This window comes from Nocardiopsis metallicus, from assembly GCF_014201115.1.
In the GTDB taxonomy this organism is placed as follows: domain Bacteria; phylum Actinomycetota; class Actinomycetes; order Streptosporangiales; family Streptosporangiaceae; genus Nocardiopsis; species Nocardiopsis metallicus.
Genome location: NZ_JACHDO010000002.1, coordinates 1 through 16,239, shown reverse-complemented (window position 1 = coordinate 16,239; position 16,239 = coordinate 1). Strand labels below are relative to the sequence as shown.

Sequence of the window (16,239 nt, the reverse complement as noted above, 5' to 3'; positions counted from 1 at the left end):
GGGCTTCCACGTGCCAGCGTGGAGGCCCCACTTCTTGTGTCGGGCAGGGAAGGAACTTCCCCGCTCCGATGCCCCAATACTACGACGGGGCGAACCTGGGGAGCTCTGCTTGGTGTGGGTGATCCCCATCGAGACCCCCTTGCCAGGGGGCTGGGGGTGCCGTTAACGAACGTGTCACCAGCCGCAAAAGCTGGCCCCCGCAGGCTCGCCGCAAGGGCTAGCGTTCCTCCCATGAACAGGAACTCCAACGAGCTGACCGAAGACGAGCACGCTCTCCTGGCCCACATCCACCGGGCGGGCGAGCCGGTGGAGGCCAACTCCTTCTTCGCCGGAATGAACACCGAGACCGGCCGCCGTGCCACCGAGCGACAGGTGAAGCTCTACGAGGCCTACGTGAGCCTGTGGCAGCGGGATCTGATCGAATCCGCCATCCCTGCCGACGGGCTTCACGCGGACAGGATGGTGCCCACCAAGGCCGGGGTGGCGGCGCTGCGAGCAGCCGGTGGAGTCCCACAGGGCTGACCCCACCCAGCACACTGCCCCGCCTCGAACCTTGAGTTCTAGTGGTCGTTGCAACACCCCACTTCTGGAGGGGTGCGATGGACGACTTCAAGATCCGGAACCGCTCGGTCAACCAGGGCCGCAGGAAGCTCTGGGCAGAGCGCGCGGAATACTTCCGACTCATGGACCTGGGGTATTCGAACAAAGCCGCCTGCCAAGCCGTGGGAGTTAACCTGCGGACCGGCCGCGAGTGGCGTAACGGCAGGCAGTCTCCGAACCGGACCGTGGCGCCCGCACGTGCTGTGCGGGCGCCACGCCAGGAGTCCGGTCGCTACCTTCGGCTCCAAGAGCGCCTGCACATCGCCGATCGGCTCCGAGACAAGGCCTCCATCCGTACCATCGCCTCAGAGCTCGGCCGGTTCCCCTCCACCATCAGCCGCGAGGTGAACCGGAACCGCTCCTACTACTCGAAGGCGAAGATCTACCGGTACGGTCCGCACGTCGCCCACGACCGTGCCGTAGCCCGCCGCGCACGACCCAAGCCGGGCAAGATCGCGCAGAACCCGCGGCTGCGTGACTACATCCAACGTCGGCTCAAGCAGCGTTGGAGCCCGGAGCAGATCGCTCACCTGATGCGCCGCGACTTTCCCGATGATGCGGAGATGCGCGTGACCCACGAGACGATCTACCAGGCCCTCTACGTTCAAGGGCGCGGTGAGCTGCGCAGAGAATTGACCCGGTCCCTGCGCTCGGGGCGGGCTCGTCGTCGCCCACACCGGCAAGCCCACGGCCGCCAGCCCCGGTATACCCACCCCATGGTCATGATCAGCGAGCGGCCGGCTGAGGTCTCCGATCGAGCTGTTCCCGGCCACTGGGAAGGCGATCTGATCGTGGGCGGGCGCGGGGAGAAGCACAGTGCGATCGGCACGCTGGTGGAACGTTCGACCCGGTTCGTGATGTTGATGCACCTACCTGACGGGCAGCATCAGGCCGACCGTTTCCATCAGGCCCTGGCCGCTTCTCTGGGCGGCCTGCCGCCCCTGTTGAAGCGGTCGTTGACCTGGGATCAGGGCAACGAGATGGCGAACCATCATCGGTTCACTCTGGCCACCGACATCCCGGTCTACTTCTGCGACCCGGCCAGCCCCTGGCAGCGCGGCTCCAACGAGAACACCAACGGCCTGCTGCGGCAGTACTTCCCCAAGGGCACGGACCTGTCGGTGCACTCCCGCGAGGACCTGGACGCGGTCGCTGCCGAGCTCAACTCACGGCCGCGGAAGACGCTCGGATGGGATACCCCTGCCGAGCGGCTTTCCCAGCTCCTGACTTCCTCGTCCGGCTGACGCTCACGCTCGTCGGCCTTTGGAGATCTGGTCGATCCGTGCGGGGCTGAGGTCAAGCTCGGCGGCCAGGGCGCGGACGGTGTACCCCTGGGCGCGGAGTTCGGCAACGGCTGGGCGGCGGACTTCCTTGAGCTCGTCCTCGAGCTTGCCCAGTTCGGCAATGATCTCGCCGACGCCGTGGGCTCGGGTGAGGGGGTCGGTCTCGGCGGCTAGGGCGGCGGGCAGGGTGGTGCGGAGTTCACGCAGGTGGGCGAGGGATTCGCTGATGTTCATGCCTGTCAGTATAGGCGTCTGAACATTTTTGTCCAGGCAGGTTGACATCCTTGTATAGGCGCCTATACATTGAAGGCATGACGAAAACGAGCACCGCCACCCGCCGCCCCGCACTCCCCCAGATCATCGCCACCAGCATGATTCACGCACAGGGATACACCCTGACCGCTGAGGAGCGGGCCGCCGTTGTCGCCAAGGCCGACTTCTTCGAGTCGCTGGGCCTGTCCCGCACAGTCACCCTCAAGGTCATCGACCCCTGGGGCGCCCGCATCGGCAGCATCGAATTCAACCTCTGATCCGCAAGCGCCAGAGGCCCGGACGGGACACCCCGTCCGGGCCTCGTTACGCTACTGGCCACAGGTGTTGCGACGATCCCTGCAGGGGTCCTTGGACCAGCACGAGCTGGTCGAGCACGCGGTCGTCGACGGCCGCCGGGTCACCGACCCGGCCGTGCACGCCGACATCGCCTACGCCCTGGAGCTGCTGGGCGAGGCGGCTGGCAAGACCATCTACACCGACGACGTATCTACGGCATGACGTATACACGGCATGCGATGAACAGGGGAAACACCGCTGCCATGGCCTGCGGCGGAGGCCGCATTCCCCACGGCCCGGGAGTCGTGAGCTGTTCCTGCGCCAGCATGCGTCTGCTTGCTCAATGCAAAGAATCACGCCAATCACGCCAGATAGGCGTCAATCTGGGGCATGATGGAGAACATGAGCACCCACACGAGCGAGCCGCGCGAGCTGTCCGTGACCGAGGCCCGCGATCACTTCTCCGAACGCATCAACCGCGCGGTCTACGGCGGCGAGGTCACCTTCGTCACTCGCGGCCGCAACCACCAGCGGGCCGCCGCGATCGTCCCGGCCGACCTTGTGGAGCACTACGAGGAACTGCTGGACGAGCGGGACGCCCGGATCGCCGCTGAGCGCCTGGCCGACATCGAGGCCGGCCGCAGTCAGACCATCTCCCTCGAAGACCTGGAGCGGAAGCTGAACCTGTGACCGACCAGGCCTACGCGGTTCGTTTCGACGCCCCGGCTGCCAAGCAGGTGGGAAAGCTGGACAAACCAGTGCAGCGGCGGGTGCTGGACAAGGCCCATGCCCTGGCCAAGGACCCGCGACCGCCCGGGTGTGTGCAGATCAAGGGCGCCGTGGACCTGTGGCGGGTCAGGGTGGGCGACTACCGGATCGTGTACACGATCCGTGACGGGGAACTGCTGGTGCTCGTGCTGAGCGTGGCGCACCGCGGCGAGGTCTACCGGAACCTGTGATCCGGCGAGGGCAAGCGGCCCCGCACCAGTTGAAGAACCTGGTGCGGGGCCGCTTGTGTTTGCGGGGCTCCCGGTAGTTCTGGCGGAAAATCCAACGTTACCTAAACCGCACCCTCTTCCGGGGGCAGCCGAACAGGATCGTGCGTTACCTAAACCGCACGGGTGGATCCAGGGAACTACTTACCTAAACGGCACGTGTGGTTTAGGATCGAGGGTGACGCGAACCCATCCCTGAGGAGCACGCCGTGAACGAGACCTCCCAGCCGCTGACTGTCGGCGATCTGCGCCGCGCCCTGGCCGACCTTCCCGACGACGCGCCCGTTCGGGCGCTCATCGACCCCGACGACGAGACCAACGTCGTCGACTTCCTGGTGGTGACCAGCGCGCTCACTGACCAGATCGTCACCGACTGGGGCGCCCCCTCCCACCTGGTCTACGAGGGCCTGCCCTACCTCCAGCTCAACACGCGCATCGAGTCCGACGCCGAAGCGCGCGTGCTGCGCGCGCCCGCCACTACCAAGGAGGTCTGATGGCGCGTGGAGCGGGCCTGCCGCTGGACGGCGCCCGGCTGCGAAGGGCCCGAAAGGCGGCCGGGTTGAGCCAGCGTCTGCTCGCCCAAGAGCTGGGAACTACCCGCCAGCAGGTGATCCGCTACGAGCAGGGCCAGGAGCGGCCGGAGGTCAAGCGCCTGGCCCGGCTCGCGGCCGCGGTCGGGGTGGGTGTGGCTGATCTGGTCGAGCCCGGGTCCCTGCCAGATGGGCTGGCCGGGCTGCGGGTCGGGGCGGGGCTCACCCTGGCGGTGGCGGCCGAGAGCGTCCGTGGCCAGCTCCCTGCCGGGATCGCGTGTTCGCGCCCGGTGCTGGCCGGGGCCGAGCGCGGGGAGCAGCCGCCCACCTGGGTGCCGGGGGAGGCGGCCGGGGCGGTGCGCTCTGCGCTGGGTGCGGCCTACGGCGCCGGGCAGAAGGCGGTGGTCGCCGCGTGGGAGGCCACGTTCGGCCCGTCGGCCGCCCTTGCCGGGGAGGTTTCCCAAACCACACCCCCGCTGGCCGTTGAGGAGAGCACACCCCGTGTGGTTTCGGAAAGGCCGTCTCCGAAGGTGCCTGAGCTTCCCCTGGAGGGCGCCCCTCCCGAGACGGGGACGGAACCCGAGGAGTCGGTGCCCCCGCCGGTGAAGGAGGTGTCGGTGCGGGTGCGGGGCCAAGTGGTCTCCGACGGGCGCGTCTTCTGCGTGGTCTACAACGACACCGACGCCGAGACCATCGGCCAACTCGAGGACCGCCGCCAGTGGGATCAGCGGGAGGGATGGACGCTGCACGGGTTGCTGTCCGAGGAGGAGCGCGAACGCCTCACCCCGCAAGAGCAGCTCGCCCCGGACGCGGTCACCGACCAGACCGACATGGCCGCCGCCCTCCCTGAACTGCTATCGACCCTGTTCGGCCACCCGGTTTCCGTCGTGAGCCTGCACGGGGAACGCACGGACCTGCCCATCCGCCCCGCCGACATGGAGCGGTGGGAACTACGGCGGGGCCGGGTGACGGGCCGCACCGACATCTACGTGCGCTCCCGGTGCTGGGGCTGGTTCCAGCGCGGCGGGGACGGCATCACCGTGCACACCGCCGACGGGCCGGTACCCGGCGGGCCCTGGCCGACCCGGGAGGAAGCCGCCATTGCTTTGTGGGCGCACTTGACCGCACCGCTGCCCCCGCCCCAGCTCACCAAGTCGGCCTGGACCAAGCGGCGGATGCGCGGCCGCCCCAAGCAGCGGCCGCTGTGCCCCTACACCCCGGCCGAGCTGGGCCGGGTGCGTCTGGTCGAAACCCCGGACTCGGCCAAGGGCGCCCGCCAGTACCGGGCCCAGGGGCCCGACGATCAGGTCATCGGGTTCGTGTGGCGGCGCCAGCACGTACCGGGCGCGCGGTCCTGGGCCTACTGCGCGGCCGACGCCTCCGGGGAGCCCGTCAACACCGCCGCAGCGTCGGCTGTGGGCACGCGCGCCGAGGCTGTGGAGCGTCTGCTGGCCCAGCCCGGCCCGGTATGGGCGGACCCGGCCGAGGCCATCGTGCACTGACACCCACCCTGAAGGCCCGCTCCCCAACGAGGGGGCGGGCCTTTCGTGGTTTTGCGGCTTCGATGCCCGGAGGGTTTTGCTAGGTTCCTGCGGGGTTTTAGGGGGTGGGGCCGGCCACCCACAGTCCAGGTCTGGGAAAGACCTCCCTGGAAACGTCCGCAGCCGAACTGGTTCTGGTGTGGTTGCCGCCAGAGGAGGCCATCGACCGAGTAGGGTGCAGCCGCTCTGGCGAAGGCGGGCGCCGTGCGTAGGTGCCCCTGCCCCCCAACATCAAGGAGAAGCCGTAGTGCAGCAGAAGTGGGAGTACCTGATCGAGAAGCGCGAGGACGGCGTACAGGATGGCACCTTGCGCACGATGGGACGCCAAGGGTGGGAGCTGGTCTCCGAGGTCGTGGTGAGCGATCCTCGAGCCAAGAACGGCCACTTCATCCGCAGCGTCTTCAAACGCCCGCTGTTGCCGTAGATACGGCATGCCGTAGGTACGTCACTGCTGACGCGGTGCGTGCGCAAGCTCGCGGAGGAGGCCCCGGTAGGCTCGCCAGGTCGATCCGCACGCGGGTCGTGGTGGAGGACCCGCGCCTCGTTTGCCAGACACGCGGGCCCTCAGAAGTCCCGGCGGGCGGTGCTACCGGCCGCCGGGGCCGTCCCCGCTCTCGCGCCACAGCCACAGCAGGGTGCGGATCACGGCCAGCAGGGTGCGGGCGGCCTCTGCCGCCAGGCGCCACAGCCACCACCGCGGCCCGCTGCCCTCCAGGGCGCGCTTCTTCTTCGGGAACCTCATCATGGCCGGGGCCTTTCCGTTGGGGTCGGGGCAGCGACACGCTCCTGCGGCGTGACGCGACTGGGGGTGGAGAGGTCGCCCACGACCCGCCGGGCCCGGCATGAGGCCGAATCTACCGTGAACCACGCCACTCTTGCACGTGCAAATGCACGTGCACACGACTGGCTGTGTGGCCGAGTCCGGCCATCACCTCCAGCCCTGGCATACGCCCTGACCTCCGCCGTGGGGCAGCCCTCTTGGCGGGCGGGGTCCTGCTCACGCTCCGTTCCTGGTCCAGGCCTACGCAACCCTGGCCCGCAGGTACCCCGACTGGTGCCGTATGCGGCAGTGCTCAAACTTCTCGGCCGGGCAGACGGCGCGAGAGTGGGCATTCTGGAGGGATGAGCGAACCGCAGCACACGCCCAGCTCCCCCGACGTCGAACACCTCGCCTCGGTTCTTCGGCGACGTCACCAGGAGCTGGCGGAAGCGGCTGGCGCCCGAATCGGTCGCGGAGCCGTGGTGCACGCGCTGACCACGCACCTGTGGGCGGGGGTGGCGGTGCCCGCGGTCGCCTGCCATGCCGCCGTTGACCCGCTGCGGCTGACCGCCTCGGCCGGGCCGGTGACGTGCCGCCGGTGCCTCGGGCGGAGCCGCCAGGAGCAGGATCAGGTGCCGGGGCAGACCAGCCTGTTGAACGAGTAGGTCGGTCCCGCGTTTGTCCTCCGCCATGGTGTGTCCACGGTGACCCCGCCCGGGGTGATCCTGCCTAACCTGGTCAGATGCCGGAGCAGCGAACACCAGCCCCCGGGTGGGAGGGCCTGCCCTCCCCGGATGAGCCCGGTTGGGCGGGGTGGTGTCGTCATTGGCTGGCCGTGCACAGCCCCGTGGGACTCACCCGCCAGGTCGCTGCCGGCCATCTGTCGGCGCGTTCCCATGGCCGGATGTTGTGGCGCCATCTGACCGAGCGCCGTCTGCTGCTGGAGGAGCAGCTCGTCCAGGAGCAGACCGACGGCATCACCGGCCGCCAGCTCCAGGCCCGCGCCGAGGGCGCCGTAGAGGAGTTGGCCGAGGCCTGCGAGATCCTGCGGGTGCTGGAGCTGATCGGCCCGCACCTGCCCGGCCGGTGACGTGCGAGACGTCGCACCCGTGCGAGAAGTGCTACGGCGCCTCCCGTGACCTACGGATGGTTCCACCTGTGGCGGTACGGGCCCCGGCCGGTGGGCTCCTTCAGCAAGTACTCCAACACCGAGGACTCCGCCCCGGCGGACGCGCCGTCCAAGATCGACCTCCAGGAGCACGAGCAGCGCGAGCGCGCCCGCCAGGTGCCCGCCCCCACCGTCGAGGTCGACCACAACGAGTACCTCGAACGCGCCCAGCGCGAGGCCCAGCGCGCCGCGGCCGAGCGCAACGCCCCCGGCTTGGAGCTGTAGGGCCGGCCCTGGTGGCCAAGGGCGGCCTGAACCACCCGCCGTTGCGGGCCGGGGAGCTGCACCCGCCGCACAGCGCCATGACGTGCCATACGGCGTCATGGCCTGCCCTGGAGCCCGGCCCACGGGTACGCTGGTGTGCATGGAGCGCACACTGCGGATCCCCGCCACCCTCATCCCGGACACCGAGCTGGGTGGGTACGTCGCGCACGCCATCGGTGTCGGAGTCGTCTCCCAGGGAGAGACCACCGAGGAGGCCATGGCCAACCTCCGTGAGGCCCTGGAGCTCTACTTCGAGGACGAGGACGAGCAGGACCTGCCTGTGGACAACCCCGTGCTGGTCACCTCGGTCGATATACGTTTGTCCGCGTGAGTCCTTCCCAGATCCCCATCACCTCCGGTTCGAAGGTCGTGCGCGCCCTGGAGCGGGCCGGTTGGGAGCACGTGAGCACCCGCGGTTCCCACGCCAAGCTCCGCAAGGGCCCCCGGCGGGTGGTGGTGCCGCTGCACAAGGAGATCAAGCGCGGCACCCTGGCCGGGGTCCTGGCCGAGGTCGGGATGAGCCCCCAGGAGCTACGCGAGCTGCTGTAACTGGTCGACGCCCGGTGGTACCAGGGGGGCCAACCCCCCTGGACCCCCCGACCCGGGCGGGGCCCCGGCGCCCAACCGGCGTGCGCAACGATCCGTTGCAGGCGCCGGAACCCCGTCCGGACCGAACCCGCGGCTGAGGTCCCCCCACATCTGTCTGGTGACCGAGAGCGACCAGACTTTGCCCACCCTTTACCTTTACGTTGTAAATCTGGGGGTGCGGCTCAACCGCCCTCCGCCAAGGAGCCCTTGACCCTCTGGGTTTCGGGGACTTTCTGTGGCCGCAGCCCGTTGCGCGGCGCACCCGACCGGCCCGACCTCGCGCAACACCTTGCGCGAGGCACTCCCGCGGCCGCCGGACGCGCACAGGCTTGCGCACCCCTCGCTGCCCAGCGCACATACCCCCCTGTGGACCACCGGAGTTATCCACAATCGGCAGGTCAGAGGGGTGGTGCGCGGGGCGACGAGGGTCGGCCCGGAGGGCGGGCACCTGCGGCCGCGGCTCCGGGGCGGGCGCCAACCCCCGGGACGGTTGGCCGCACGGGTGCGGCCACCCCGGGGGACCTTGGGCGCTGACCGGCCAGAAGCCGGGCCGCAGAGACGCCACCACAGGCTCAGGAGACACCAGTCGCACCCGGGGCCCCCGGTGCAGCCTCTTCGTCGCTCTCCGGCGCAGTGAGCCGCCGCAGGGCGGCACTGTGCAGGCTCTCCCTGGCCTTCTGGGCGTGGGGAGCGCTGTCCGCGGCCAGAGAACGGCGCATCTTCTCGCGCACGGCCAGCTCCTCGGTGATCTGCTCCTGGCTCATGCCCGCCCACTCCTCGGTCTCGCTGAGCACCCGCCCGGTGTGATCACGCCAGAGGCCGTCCTTGCCGAACGCGAACTCCTCGACCTCACCCCGGGCCAGCGCGGCCTGGCGCTCGATCTCAGCGCACTCAGCGCATCGGCCCTTGGCATCAGCGGTCGCTGTGGGGTGGAACTCACAGACCGGCCCCGGCGTCGGTCCACCCAGGGGCGTGCCACCGAAGTTGACCTGCTTGATCTGCGCGAAACCGGCCGGGTCGGCCAGGCGGGCCACCAAAGCCCACTGGCGCTGCACGTTGTGCAGGCCCACTGAGGTGATGGCCCACAACTGGCTGGCGCTCATGCCGCCCTTGATGGCGCGGGCGGCCAGGCCCACCAGGTGCGCCCGGTCCTTGACCGGGTCGGCCAGCGACTTGGCGCCCAGGTGTTCGGTCTGCCTCAGCAGCCGGTCGACCACCGTCTCGGCCAGGGTCGGCGGCAACGACTCCATCGTTTCCTCAAAAGCACGTGGTTTCGGCGGGAGCGGAGCGTCCCCGCCGGCCCCAGGCACGCCTTGGTCCTGTTCCTGCTGAGCTGAGCCCCCGTTTTCCTCTCCGTCCGCGCTCTGACCTGCGGTTTCTGCCTCCTGTAGTTGAGCACTTACGGACGGACTGGAAGAAGGGTCAGCATCCATAGGGTCAAGGCCCCTAGGGTTACCGGTTTCTGAAACCGGTGGCCGCCGGTTTCTCAAACCGGTGGCCACCGGTTTCTCAAACCGGTGGCTCTCTGCAGGGTCGTCGAAGGTGTGGTCCAGGGGCAGGTCGATGTCGTCCAGTTCGTCCGGTGCCTCGTTCGGCACGGGAGGGAGCGGGTCCTGGGCCACTTCGTCGGCAGCGCGGTCCTTCTTCTTGCGTCGCTGAGGAGCCGCCTGTCCGGCGTCCTTGCGCTTTGCCCGGGTCCCGACCAGCTCCGTCGTGATGTCGGGGCGGTTCTCCGGGGTGATCGGTTCGCGGCCGCGGTCTGCTCGCATCCGGTTGACTCTGGCAAGGTCTTCTGCGCTGTAGGCCGAGGCCGGGATGAGCAGTTCCACCAGCAGAGGTGGCTTGTCCCGCGTGTAGCGGACACCATGGGCGTCCAGGATCGCGAAGCGCTCTGGGCCGGTGATGCGGCGTAGCACCTTGGCCTTTTCCATGGTCCGCACGCTGGTTCGTACGGCGCTCTCGCTGGAGTCGCGCGCGCGTTCGCCCAAGGAGCCGAGACTCAGCCAGGAGTAGCACCCGTCAGGGTCTACAGCGGTCGCCAGCGCCTCCAACACGACATGGAGCTGGGGAGTGGCCAGGGGCACCTTGCGTACCCACATGTAGGGCGAGAAGCGGATTCCGTATTTCTCCCTCGTGCGAGCGCGAGGCTGGCCCGAGGGCGGGGTGTTCGAGGACACGTGCGCCTTTCCAGGCGTCCTCCCGCCTACCTCTTCGACCTGTCGCACTCATTGGGTACGATGGGTCGCAGCTGATGAGGTCTAGGTGCGAGGACACCAATCGACTTCCGAGAAGGTCAGGAGTTGGCGCTCCTGGCCTTCTTTCTTTTTGGCCGGTTACCGCCGAGTGCGTTACCGGCCGGGTGCGACTGACCTTACAGAAGCTCCCCCCGCTATGACTTGGTGAGCAGAACGGATCAGCGCGGCCGCCCACTCGGGGGTGACCGCTGATGTGTCTATTTTCAGGTCGGTGACAGCTAACGGGGCAGTCTGGTCCCAAGTCAGCCTGCGAGCCGAGTCATCCCCGGTGTTGCGAGCCTCGATACGAGCCATGGCAACAGGGCGGGGGCAAGTCAGGGATACGACGAGCCACGCCATAGACGTGCATGAAAGCAGAGCTTTTACAGCGTCGGGCTGCCCCAGGTGGACCACCGGCACCTTGCCAGCTTCCACCAGGCGAGAGAGTTCGGGCCGGTCCACGGCGTAGACGGAGCTGTAGGCCGTGTTCTCCCAGAGGATCTCTCCCCGGCTTCGGAGCTGCTGTAGGTGGGCATACGTGGTCATCCGGTACTCAGCACGACGACCCTCTCCGGCCTTTAAGCGCCGGAGCAGCTGAAGGCGTGAGTCCAAAGCTGTCAGCGTGCGCGTGATCGTGCTCTTCCCTGACGCGGGAGGGCCGTAAAGGATGATTCCTGTCATCGTTGCGCAGTCACCTGCTTCACCAGCTCCACAGCCTGCTCTTGCAGGGGGCGGCTGCTCAGAGAGTTTTCAACGATCACATGCTCAACCGGGGGGCGAAAGTCCATGTCGAGGCCAGACACGTAGGTGGACCAGTTCGACAGCTTCACCGAGTCCCGAGCTGCGCCCCGGCGGCGGATGTAGGTATGCATGCTCGCCGGGTCACACCTCACCCAAACGAATACGACGTGGGCCCCCACTGCTTCATACGTGGCGCGCATCCGATCTACCCACGTCAGATCGGTGAACTCCCGCAAGTACGGTGCCGTGGCCACCGCGCTTGTGCCGCACTCAAGTTGTTCGTCGATGGCCGCAGCGAGGGCCTCGTACTCGCGAGGGCGAACACGCGACAGGTAGATGTCCGACTCCCTGTCGTGCGGCGACGCCCCCATTACTTCGAGCGCGGCTTCGACGACCGGTCTGGTCAGCGTGTCCTTGTCGAGGATCGGCCATCCCGTCTCCCGCGCGATCATGCGTCCCAGCTCGCTTTTGCCGGACCCTGCGTACCCGCCGATGAGTAGCACTACAGGCTGATCGAGGCGCACCCTTTTGCTGCGCACCTCCTGGTCGGGAGCATGGATGACTCGTTGTGAGCGGGACTTGCTGACCACGACCCCTTCTTCCACCAGCAGGCGCATGGCCTCGCTGATGGTGTGCACGCTCGTGCCCCACTCCGCAGCCAGAGCCCTAGTGGACGGCAGTACCTGGCCGTGACGCAGGCGCCCCGCCTCAATGTCGGTGCGCACCGTTCGGGCGACGCGTTCATACATGGCCTCGCGTGCCGGGACCTCTACCACGTGCGCCCTCTCCGCTGGCTGAACTGTCAACTTGGCCACCCTACCTCTTCCCTAACAGGCTCAACACAAGTGATCTGCATGTTTTTGCTGGTCAGAGAGTTATTGAGACCAATGACTCCCTAACAGTTGATCGGAAGCCTATCAACTGTTAGCTTATTGTCCAGGCGAGGGGCTGAAGCACCCCTCACCAAGGAGGAGGAGCGCAGATGTCGTCGAACCAGATGCTCGCCGAGGTCATCCAGGCCACCGGCGCGACCAAGGCCGACGTCCTCCGCGTGGCCACCCAGGGCGGCGCCACCGCTCGTGACTGGGAGATCGCCCGAGCGATCGAGGCCGCTGGCGGCCGCCTCGCCTCCGACCTGATGTTCCAGCCCGAGCAGTCCTGGCGGGCCGAGCACGAGCGGCTCTGCAACGCGCTGTGGCACCAGACCCGCGATGAGGACGTGGAGTTCTTGCGCGAGCACGCCGCCCAGGCCGGGATCGACGACATCACCCCGCTGCTGCCCGGCGTCATCGAGGAGCAGCCCGAGCCCGGCACCACGAACCCGCTGGCCAAGCACTACGCGGACGTGACCATCTACCCCGAGCACACCAGCCCGGACGAGTCCCGCGAGATCATCGCGCACCACCCCAGCGACCACGACGAGGCCGGCGAGGACCAGGAGCAGGACGAGCTGGCCGCTGCTGAGGCCCTCGCCGCGACCGTGCACGCCGACCTCGCCGAGGTCCTGGACGACGCCGAGGCCGCGACCCGCCTGACCCGCGCCTGGTCCACCCCCGCCGAGGGCCGCCAGGTCCTGGCTCGGGTCCTGGAGATTGACCCCCGCCGCTGGGTGCGCGAGGAGCTGGCCGTGCGCTCCATCTACGACATCGCCGCCTGACCGGAACACCCACACCCACCCGAGAGGGGACACCCATGCAGCACTTCTACGCGTTCACGCTCTTCTGCCTCTGTCCATTGACCGCGGCCTTCGTGCTCTTCATGGCCTTCCAGGCCTTCCAGGGCGCCTGATGGCCTGCCACACCTACACCCCGCTCACCGAGCAGACCTGCATGGTCTGCCACACGCCCGCCCCGGTCACTCCGGTGGTGCTGGCTCTGGGCCGCATCGACCTGGCCGACACCGATCAGCCCGGGGGGATCCGCGCCCGGGTCGAGGAGGCCTACGAACTCATCCACGCTGACATCGAGGCCGCCCACACCGGCCGCCTCGCCGACGTCATCGAGATCACCGCCACCGCGAACAGGAGCGCCGCATGAGGTTCACCCACCGCCGCTGTCGGGACGAAGCCGCTGGTCTGGCCGACACCGCCGCCCGCCAGACCACTCTCGCCGAGGGCCTGCACGCCGATGTCCAGCAGCTCAGCGCTCTTATCGAGGATGTCCAGCAGCTCAACGCCCGCATCGAGCGCCTGACCGAGGACCGGGCCGCCGCCGAGCACGCCATGGACGAGGTCGTGGACGCCTGCCAGACGCTGTCCTACGGGCTCGGCGACGAAGTCGACATCCCCGAGGCGCTGCGCTCCCGGCTGCGCGACGCCGCCCAGCTCCCCGAGGTCCTGCACCGCCTGGACGAAGCCCACGGGGAGAACGCCCGGCTGGTTCGGGACCACGATGCCCAGCGCGAGGCGCTGCTGGTGGCCGCGCACGAGGCCGGGACGCTGGCCCGTACCTGGGCCCTGATGGCCAGGGCCGGTTACACGGTCGCGAGCTCGGGCGGGCCGGGGGCGGTGCTGAACAGCGCCCACGCCACGGCCTGGGTCGGGTTCTCCTCCTGGCCCTGCGAGGAGGGTGGCTGCGCCGAGTCCACCCGCACCCTGGCCTGGCACCCCGACTACCCCGATCAGGCGCACCTGGCCTGTGAGTGCGGGCGCATCTGGCGGGCCGGGGCCGAGGCGGTCGAACGCACGAGGCGGGAGCAGGCCAACGCCGAGCGGTTCGGCACCTCCTACCGGGCGCCGCTGCCGTGGCAGCACAGGTCCCAGGCCGTGCTGGAGGCCACGGACCGAGCCCTGCCCACCCCGGCCCAGATGCGACGCGCCCTGGCGGCCTGAACCCCCTGGGGTGCCCGTCTCCACCAGCCCCGTGCTGGTGGGGTCCGGGGGACCACCAGGGTCCACACCGATCACGAGGGAGCACACCGTGGCCAGCATCAACGGCAAGGCCGTCAACACCGGGATCGTCAACCGCGGCGGTAAGAACAGCTACTCCAACAACGCGGTCGGCGACGGCGCGAAGATCGTCAACGGCAAGGTCGTGCGCGGCGAGAAGGTCGACGACAAGAACAAGAAGAAGTAGCCCAACCCCCACACGCAGTGAGCCCGCCCAGGGATTCCGGCCCCGGGCGGGCTCTGCACATCCACACCCATCCTGACCAGGAGGAACCGCAGATGTACGAGAACGACCCTACCCCCGCCTCGCTCCCCCTCACCCGCGAGTGCGAGTGGGGCTGCGACTGGCAGATCGTCTCCGACTCGGCCCGCGTGGCCGACCTGGAGGCGGCCACCCACACCGTCGAGGCCCACGCGAGCCTGCCCCAGCGCCACCGGCTGCGCCGCCTGGTCGACTCCTACCGCCAGGTCATCGGCCCGCTGCCCGCCCACGTGCTGCTCCTGGCGGTGCAGCAGGTCCTGGAGACCCCCGTGGGAACCCCCGCCGACGAGACCGGACGGGAGGCGAGTGCGGCATGAAGTGCTTCTTCCGGTGCCTGGTCACCCGCATGACCCCGCCCTCGCACTGCGGGCAGCCGATGTCCTGGGACGTCTTCAGGGCGTCCTGGGTGTGCCACTGCGGGGTCGCCCGGTGATGGCCGTCGACCTGATCGCGGTGGCCGCGCTGGGCCTGCTGTGCACGGTCACCGCCGTGCTGGTGTCCTCCACCGGCCGCTCCGAGGAGCGCCGACCCGCCCGCCGCAAGGCCTCACCCCAGACCGCCCCCACCACACCCGAGGAGACCCGTTGAACCCGAACCGTATGGGTTGGCCCGAGCTGGTCACGCGCCTGCGGCTGGTCGTGGACGCGATGCCCACCCAGACCAAGCTGAGCCGCGCCTGGTTCCCGGCGTTCGCCGTGCTGGTGCTGGTGCTGATGGCCACCACCAGTGCGAACGGCTTCTTCCTGGCCGCGCTGGTGCTGTCCCTGGTCGGCACGGTGGTCAGCGCCGCCGAGATCTGGGCGCTGGTCAGCAACGACGACAACTTCGTGTGGGTGGAGGAGACCGAGGCCGAGCGCTGAGGACCCGCCCGCACCACCCACGACGCAGTGAGGCACCCGCCGACTCGAGCCCGGCAGGTGCCTCACCGCTTGTCTACCAGAAGGAGGCCAGCCATGGGCTGGAAGGACCGTAAGAACACCAAGACCAAGAACCGGGCCGCCCCCGCGCCGGGGCCGGTCAACGCTCACAGTGTCCTGGAGCGGGCGGTGGCCGCCCGCGAGCACCAGGCCACCATGGCCGACCGGCTGGCCAAGGTGGACATCACCCGCCTGCAGCAGGCCGAGACGGACCCGGCGCTGCTGGCCCACTCCGACGCTGAACGCCAGCGGGTGCACGCCCTGGAGCTGACCCGGCGCCGCGAGGTCCGCGAACTCCAGGTCAACCGCAACTACGACCAGCTCCGCCGTGAGGTTCAGGTCGAGGACACCTGGGCCACCGCCCGCACCGAGCGGGTCAACCGCCAGGTCCAGCGGGGCCTGGCCGATGCCGACCACGCCGCCAAGGACGTGGAGGCGGTCGAGGCCGCGCTGGCCGAGACCCGTCCGGCCACCGCCGCGACCAAGGCGGCGCGCTGGCAGGAGCGGGTGGTGGCCGCGTTCTTGGTCTTCGGGGCGGCCGGGTCGGTGCTCTCCGCGGTCGGGATCGCTCACGCCATCCACGGCGGCACCACGGCCGGGGTCGCGGGCGCGATCGCGATGGCGGCGATCCTCGAAGTTCCGAGCACTCTGCTCGCCTCGTTCGTGATCTGGTCGCAGGGCTTCCTGGCGCGGGTGAACCGCTCCGAGGTCAGCCTCACCGAGGAGGACGGCACGACGGTGCGGGTGGACCCGCTGGCCGCGCTGCCCGGGTGGACGCGCACCCTGGCCTGGAAGGTGGTGGCCGCCCTGCTGGCCTTCTCCGTCCTGGTCAACCTGTGGGGCGCGTTCTGGGTCGGGGTGGGCATGTGGGGGGCCCTGGGAGCGGCCGGGGCGGTCATCGCGGCCGCTTCGGCGCTGCT

At 69.2% G+C, this 16,239-nt stretch carries 26 protein-coding genes; 22 read left to right on the top strand and 4 right to left on the bottom strand.

Features of this window, described 5'->3' with window-relative positions:
* The first annotated feature begins 231 nt into the window (after positions 1 to 231).
* Complete coding sequence (locus HNR07_RS34125; protein WP_184373184.1) at positions 232 to 522, top strand: hypothetical protein; 291 nt, start codon at positions 232 to 234, stop codon at positions 520 to 522.
* A gap of 92 nt (positions 523 to 614) precedes the next feature.
* Positions 615 to 1,844, top strand: a complete 1,230-nt coding sequence (locus HNR07_RS34120) for an IS30 family transposase (RefSeq protein ID WP_184373222.1) — start codon at positions 615 to 617, stop codon at positions 1,842 to 1,844.
* Positions 1,845 to 1,847: 3 nt separating this feature from the next.
* On the opposite strand, the gene HNR07_RS34115 is transcribed toward HNR07_RS34120, so the two are convergent.
* Positions 1,848 to 2,117, bottom strand: coding sequence for a hypothetical protein (locus HNR07_RS34115; protein ID WP_184373182.1), 270 nt, complete (start codon positions 2,115 to 2,117; stop codon positions 1,848 to 1,850).
* A 77-nt stretch (positions 2,118 to 2,194) separates the two neighbouring features.
* On the opposite strand from HNR07_RS34115, the gene HNR07_RS34110 reads away from it, so the two are divergent.
* The 7 genes from HNR07_RS34110 (at position 2,195) to HNR07_RS34080 (ending at position 5,922) form a co-directional block, all read left to right on the top strand.
* Positions 2,195 to 2,413: a hypothetical protein gene (locus HNR07_RS34110; protein WP_184373180.1), complete on the top strand. Its 219-nt coding sequence runs from the start codon at positions 2,195 to 2,197 to the stop codon at positions 2,411 to 2,413.
* Positions 2,414 to 2,477: 64 nt separating this feature from the next.
* Complete coding sequence (locus HNR07_RS34105) at positions 2,478 to 2,654, top strand: hypothetical protein (RefSeq protein WP_184373178.1); 177 nt, start codon at positions 2,478 to 2,480, stop codon at positions 2,652 to 2,654.
* A 180-nt stretch (positions 2,655 to 2,834) separates the two neighbouring features.
* Positions 2,835 to 3,122 carry a type II toxin-antitoxin system prevent-host-death family antitoxin gene (locus tag HNR07_RS34100; protein WP_184373176.1) on the top strand — a complete coding sequence of 96 codons (288 nt, stop codon included), beginning with the start codon at positions 2,835 to 2,837 and terminating at the stop codon, positions 3,120 to 3,122.
* On the top strand, positions 3,119 to 3,391 hold the full coding sequence (locus HNR07_RS34095) for a type II toxin-antitoxin system RelE family toxin (RefSeq protein WP_184373174.1): 273 nt from the start codon (positions 3,119 to 3,121) through the stop codon (positions 3,389 to 3,391). The genes HNR07_RS34100 and HNR07_RS34095 overlap by 4 nt, the downstream gene beginning before the upstream one ends.
* A 245-nt stretch (positions 3,392 to 3,636) precedes the next feature.
* Complete coding sequence (locus HNR07_RS34090) at positions 3,637 to 3,921, top strand: DUF6225 family protein (RefSeq protein ID WP_184373172.1); 285 nt, start codon at positions 3,637 to 3,639, stop codon at positions 3,919 to 3,921.
* Entirely contained in the window at positions 3,921 to 5,459 is a 1,539-nt protein-coding gene (locus HNR07_RS34085; RefSeq protein ID WP_184373170.1) for a helix-turn-helix transcriptional regulator, read from the top strand. Before HNR07_RS34090 ends, HNR07_RS34085 begins: the two co-directional genes overlap by 1 nt.
* A gap of 286 nt (positions 5,460 to 5,745) precedes the next feature.
* The gene (locus tag HNR07_RS34080) at positions 5,746 to 5,922 is read left to right on the top strand and encodes a hypothetical protein (protein ID WP_184373168.1); all 177 of its coding nucleotides are present in this window, start codon (positions 5,746 to 5,748) and stop codon (positions 5,920 to 5,922) included.
* A 162-nt stretch (positions 5,923 to 6,084) separates the two neighbouring features.
* On the opposite strand, the gene HNR07_RS34075 is transcribed toward HNR07_RS34080, so the two are convergent.
* Positions 6,085 to 6,243, bottom strand: a complete 159-nt coding sequence (locus HNR07_RS34075; protein WP_184373166.1) for a hypothetical protein — start codon at positions 6,241 to 6,243, stop codon at positions 6,085 to 6,087.
* A gap of 377 nt (positions 6,244 to 6,620) precedes the next feature.
* On the opposite strand from HNR07_RS34075, the gene HNR07_RS34070 reads away from it, so the two are divergent.
* The 5 genes from HNR07_RS34070 (at position 6,621) to HNR07_RS34050 (ending at position 8,239) form a co-directional block, all read left to right on the top strand.
* Positions 6,621 to 6,923, top strand: coding sequence for a hypothetical protein (locus tag HNR07_RS34070; RefSeq protein ID WP_184373164.1), 303 nt, complete (start codon positions 6,621 to 6,623; stop codon positions 6,921 to 6,923).
* A gap of 77 nt (positions 6,924 to 7,000) precedes the next feature.
* Entirely contained in the window at positions 7,001 to 7,348 is a 348-nt protein-coding gene (locus HNR07_RS34065) for a hypothetical protein (protein ID WP_246421435.1), read from the top strand.
* A 45-nt stretch (positions 7,349 to 7,393) separates the two neighbouring features.
* A complete protein-coding gene (locus HNR07_RS34060) occupies positions 7,394 to 7,651 on the top strand; it encodes a hypothetical protein (protein WP_184373162.1) in 258 nt (85 codons plus the stop codon).
* Positions 7,652 to 7,790: 139 nt separating this feature from the next.
* Entirely contained in the window at positions 7,791 to 8,021 is a 231-nt protein-coding gene (locus HNR07_RS34055; protein WP_184373160.1) for a type II toxin-antitoxin system HicB family antitoxin, read from the top strand.
* Entirely contained in the window at positions 8,018 to 8,239 is a 222-nt protein-coding gene (locus HNR07_RS34050; RefSeq protein ID WP_184373158.1) for a type II toxin-antitoxin system HicA family toxin, read from the top strand. The genes HNR07_RS34055 and HNR07_RS34050 overlap by 4 nt, the downstream gene beginning before the upstream one ends.
* A gap of 611 nt (positions 8,240 to 8,850) precedes the next feature.
* On the opposite strand, the gene HNR07_RS34045 is transcribed toward HNR07_RS34050, so the two are convergent.
* On the bottom strand, positions 8,851 to 10,377 hold the full coding sequence (locus HNR07_RS34045) for a hypothetical protein (RefSeq protein WP_184373156.1): 1,527 nt from the start codon (positions 10,375 to 10,377) through the stop codon (positions 8,851 to 8,853).
* 812 nt (positions 10,378 to 11,189) lie between these two features.
* Entirely contained in the window at positions 11,190 to 12,002 is an 813-nt protein-coding gene (locus tag HNR07_RS34040; RefSeq protein WP_184373218.1) for a GntR family transcriptional regulator, read from the bottom strand.
* A gap of 233 nt (positions 12,003 to 12,235) precedes the next feature.
* Here HNR07_RS34040 and HNR07_RS34035 point away from each other — a divergent pair, with 233 nt between their 5' ends.
* The 8 genes from HNR07_RS34035 to HNR07_RS34000 all read left to right on the top strand — a co-directional run.
* Positions 12,236 to 12,910, top strand: a complete 675-nt coding sequence (locus HNR07_RS34035; RefSeq protein WP_184373154.1) for a hypothetical protein — start codon at positions 12,236 to 12,238, stop codon at positions 12,908 to 12,910.
* A 130-nt stretch (positions 12,911 to 13,040) separates the two neighbouring features.
* Positions 13,041 to 13,289 (top strand): hypothetical protein, encoded by a 249-nt coding sequence (locus HNR07_RS34030; protein ID WP_246421434.1) that lies wholly within the window; start codon positions 13,041 to 13,043, stop codon positions 13,287 to 13,289.
* Positions 13,286 to 14,083: a hypothetical protein gene (locus HNR07_RS34025; RefSeq protein WP_184373152.1), complete on the top strand. Its 798-nt coding sequence runs from the start codon at positions 13,286 to 13,288 to the stop codon at positions 14,081 to 14,083. The genes HNR07_RS34030 and HNR07_RS34025 overlap by 4 nt, the downstream gene beginning before the upstream one ends.
* A gap of 88 nt (positions 14,084 to 14,171) precedes the next feature.
* Positions 14,172 to 14,327 carry a hypothetical protein gene (locus HNR07_RS34020; RefSeq protein WP_184373150.1) on the top strand — a complete coding sequence of 52 codons (156 nt, stop codon included), beginning with the start codon at positions 14,172 to 14,174 and terminating at the stop codon, positions 14,325 to 14,327.
* A gap of 92 nt (positions 14,328 to 14,419) precedes the next feature.
* Positions 14,420 to 14,719: a hypothetical protein gene (locus HNR07_RS34015; RefSeq protein ID WP_184373148.1), complete on the top strand. Its 300-nt coding sequence runs from the start codon at positions 14,420 to 14,422 to the stop codon at positions 14,717 to 14,719.
* Between the two features lie 115 nt (positions 14,720 to 14,834).
* Entirely contained in the window at positions 14,835 to 14,990 is a 156-nt protein-coding gene (locus tag HNR07_RS34010) for a hypothetical protein (protein ID WP_184373146.1), read from the top strand.
* Positions 14,987 to 15,262: a hypothetical protein gene (locus HNR07_RS34005; RefSeq protein WP_184373144.1), complete on the top strand. Its 276-nt coding sequence runs from the start codon at positions 14,987 to 14,989 to the stop codon at positions 15,260 to 15,262. The genes HNR07_RS34010 and HNR07_RS34005 overlap by 4 nt, the downstream gene beginning before the upstream one ends.
* 93 nt (positions 15,263 to 15,355) lie before the next feature.
* A partial coding sequence (locus tag HNR07_RS34000; protein ID WP_184373141.1) for a hypothetical protein occupies positions 15,356 to 16,239 on the top strand: 884 nt, incomplete at its 3' end.

Bases quoted from the DNA above. Each gene is read 5' to 3' on its own strand.
- HNR07_RS34125 (WP_184373184.1), top strand. From the start codon at position 232: ATGAACAGGAACTCCAACGAGCTGACCGAAGACGAGCACGCTCTCCTG.
- HNR07_RS34115 (WP_184373182.1), bottom strand. From the start codon at position 2,117: ATGAACATCAGCGAATCCCTCGCCCACCTGCGTGAACTCCGCACCACC.
- HNR07_RS34110 (WP_184373180.1), top strand. From the start codon at position 2,195: ATGACGAAAACGAGCACCGCCACCCGCCGCCCCGCACTCCCCCAGATC.
- HNR07_RS34100 (WP_184373176.1), top strand. From the start codon at position 2,835: ATGAGCACCCACACGAGCGAGCCGCGCGAGCTGTCCGTGACCGAGGCC.
- HNR07_RS34085 (WP_184373170.1), top strand. From the start codon at position 3,921: ATGGCGCGTGGAGCGGGCCTGCCGCTGGACGGCGCCCGGCTGCGAAGG.
- HNR07_RS34075 (WP_184373166.1), bottom strand. From the start codon at position 6,243: ATGATGAGGTTCCCGAAGAAGAAGCGCGCCCTGGAGGGCAGCGGGCCG.
- HNR07_RS34070 (WP_184373164.1), top strand. From the start codon at position 6,621: ATGAGCGAACCGCAGCACACGCCCAGCTCCCCCGACGTCGAACACCTC.
- HNR07_RS34065 (WP_246421435.1), top strand. From the start codon at position 7,001: ATGCCGGAGCAGCGAACACCAGCCCCCGGGTGGGAGGGCCTGCCCTCC.
- HNR07_RS34055 (WP_184373160.1), top strand. From the start codon at position 7,791: ATGGAGCGCACACTGCGGATCCCCGCCACCCTCATCCCGGACACCGAG.
- HNR07_RS34045 (WP_184373156.1), bottom strand. From the start codon at position 10,377: ATGTGGGTACGCAAGGTGCCCCTGGCCACTCCCCAGCTCCATGTCGTG.
- HNR07_RS34040 (WP_184373218.1), bottom strand. From the start codon at position 12,002: ATGTATGAACGCGTCGCCCGAACGGTGCGCACCGACATTGAGGCGGGG.
- HNR07_RS34035 (WP_184373154.1), top strand. From the start codon at position 12,236: ATGTCGTCGAACCAGATGCTCGCCGAGGTCATCCAGGCCACCGGCGCG.
- HNR07_RS34030 (WP_246421434.1), top strand. From the start codon at position 13,041: ATGGCCTGCCACACCTACACCCCGCTCACCGAGCAGACCTGCATGGTC.
- HNR07_RS34025 (WP_184373152.1), top strand. From the start codon at position 13,286: ATGAGGTTCACCCACCGCCGCTGTCGGGACGAAGCCGCTGGTCTGGCC.
- HNR07_RS34015 (WP_184373148.1), top strand. From the start codon at position 14,420: ATGTACGAGAACGACCCTACCCCCGCCTCGCTCCCCCTCACCCGCGAG.
- HNR07_RS34010 (WP_184373146.1), top strand. From the start codon at position 14,835: ATGGCCGTCGACCTGATCGCGGTGGCCGCGCTGGGCCTGCTGTGCACG.